General features: G+C 65.9%; 2 protein-coding genes. Both read left to right on the forward strand.

Translation table 11 applies throughout. The features are described from left to right. Positions 1-142 precede the first annotated feature (142 nt). Positions 143-1399: an IS21 family transposase gene (gene istA, locus BGN95_RS05150; RefSeq protein ID WP_286771854.1), complete on the forward strand. Its 1257-nt coding sequence runs from the start codon at positions 143-145 to the stop codon at positions 1397-1399. Further along, entirely contained in the window at positions 1396-2250 is an 855-nt protein-coding gene (gene istB / locus BGN95_RS05155; protein ID WP_286771855.1) for an IS21-like element helper ATPase IstB, read from the forward strand. Before istA ends, istB begins: the two co-directional genes overlap by 4 nt. Positions 2251-2356 lie beyond the last annotated feature (106 nt).

Here is a 2356-nt window from a genome sequence, read left to right on the forward strand (position 1 = left end):
ACCAAAAGTGCGGGAGAACCCGGATGTGGGCTTTGAAAATTCCCTGATTGTTGGGCCTGGTTGCCCAATGAGCCGGGGTTAACCCCGGCTCATTGGGCAACGCCAAAATCGGCGCGATGACCTCCTGCGGGAGGCGGCGCTGATGATCCGACTTGGAGAAGCCATGATGATACTGGAGTTGCACCGGCAGGGGCTGTCGGTGACGGCGATCGCCCGCCGGACGGGCCGTGATCCCAAGACCGTTCGCAAATACATCGAGCGCGGCGTCGAGGTGCCGGTTTACGGCCCCCGCAATGCCGGGCGGCCGAGCAAGATCGCGCCCTACATGGAGTTCCTGCGCGAGCGCGTGACGGCGTTCTCCGAGCTGACGGCCTCGCGCCTCACGCGCGAGATCAGGGAGATGGGCTATGCCGGCGCGTACACCGCGGTGAAGCGCTACCTGGCAGCAATCCGGCCCGACCATGATCCCAAGCCTTACGAGGTTCGCTTCGAGACCAAGGCCGGCGTGCAGGCCCAGGTCGACTTCGCCCGGTTCGTCGTCGAGTTCACCGACGAGCCGGGCGTGGTGCGCATCGTCTGGCTGTTCAGCCTGGTGCTGGGCTACTCGCGCCTCGTGTTCGCCCGCTATGTGCTGCATCAGGACCTGCAGACGCTGCTGCGCTGTCACATGCAGGCGTTCGAGGCGATCGATGGCGTGCCGATCGAGATCCTCTATGACCGGATGAAGACCGCGGTCACCGGCGAGGACGACCAGGGCCACATCGTCTACAACACCTCGCTGCTGGCGCTGGCGAAGCACTACCGGTTCCAGCCCCGGGCGTGCCGGCCCTATCGCGCCAAGACGAAGGGGAAAGTTGAGCGGCCGTTCCGCTACATCCGCGAGGACTTCTTCCTGGGCCGATCCTTCCGCAACATGGAGGACCTCAACGCCCAGCTCGTCGAGTGGCTCGACACGGTGGCCAATGTCCGGGTGCACGGCACGACGCAGCGCGTGGTGGCCGAGGCCTTCGCCGAGGAGCAGGAAGAACTGCAGCGGCTGCCCGAACACCGCTTCAACGCCGTGCTGAAGCTCGAGCGGCGGGTTACCCATGACGGCTTTGTGGCGGTCGGCGGCAACTTCTACAGCGTGCCTGACCGCACGCGCCGCATCGTCGAGGTCGAGCAGCTACCGGACGTAGTCCGGGTAATCGATCGCGGCGTTGTGGTTGCTGAGCACCCTGTGCTCGAAGGACGCCTCCAGTATCGCATCGACCGGCGTCATCGCACCGGAAGGCCTCAATCGCGGCCACAGGAACGGCGCACGACGATGATCGGCCGGCTCGGTGACCATGTGCCGCTGCGCTCGCTGGCGGTTTATGAAGCCATTGGCGCGAGCCTGGCGATGGAAGGGCGGCCATGAACGGCGCGGCACCATCCTCGCGCGTCGACTCGATCCGCCGCAGCCTGGTCAGCCTCAAGATGCCGCGGGCGCTTGAGATCCTCGACGTGACCTTGCGACGCATCGAGCAGGGCCAGATCGACGGCATCGAGGCGCTCGACGATCTGCTCGGCGAGGAGCTGTCTCTGCGCGAGAACCGCCGAATCAAGGCGGCCCTGCGCATGGCGCGGCTGCCCGTCGTCAAGACGCTCGCCGGCTACGACTTCTCGTTCCAGCCCTCGCTCGACCGCAACCGCATCCTGGCGCTCGCCGGCCTCGACTTCATCGAGCGCGCCGAGGTCGTCCATCTGCTGGGCCCGCCCGGCACCGGGAAAAGCCACATCGCGACCGCGCTGGCGGTCGAGGCCGTGCGCGCCGGCAAGGCGGTCTACTTCATCCCGCTGGCTGATCTGATCGCCCAGCTCGCCAAGGCCGAGCGCGAGGGCACGCTTCGCGAGAAGATCCGCTTCCTCACCAGAGCGTCGCTGCTCGTCGTCGACGAGATCGGTTACCTGCCGGTCACACCCGGCGGCGCGAACCTGTTCTTCCAGCTGGTCAACGCCCGCTACGAAAAGGGCGCCATGATCCTCACCTCTAACCGCGGCTTCGCCGAATGGGGCGAGGTCTTCGGCGATGCCGTCGTGGCGACGGCGCTGCTCGACAGGCTGCTGCACCACGCCGTCGTCATCCAGATCGAGGGCTCCAGCTACAGGATGCGCGAGCACGCCGCGCTGGTGCCCGAAAACGTCCGCGCCGGCGTCACGTTCAATCCACCGCCAAAGCGTCGCGGCCGCCCGCCAACGAAAGGAAAACCCGATCCCGAATACGGCTGATCACCGCATAGCTCAAACCGCCAGCATAGGGAATTTTAAGCGCCCACATCTGGGTTCTCCCGCACTTTTGGTGCAGGGGTCATGCCATAATGCGAGCGCGGAGTAG

Origin of the sequence: Sphingomonas sp. 66-10 (assembly GCF_001897045.1) — a bacterium.
Taxonomy (GTDB): domain Bacteria; phylum Pseudomonadota; class Alphaproteobacteria; order Sphingomonadales; family Sphingomonadaceae; genus Sphingomonas; species Sphingomonas lycopersici.

Bases quoted from the DNA above. Each gene is read 5' to 3' on its own strand.
- istA (WP_286771854.1), top strand. From the start codon at position 143: ATGATCCGACTTGGAGAAGCCATGATGATACTGGAGTTGCACCGGCAG.
- istB (WP_286771855.1), top strand. From the start codon at position 1,396: ATGAACGGCGCGGCACCATCCTCGCGCGTCGACTCGATCCGCCGCAGC.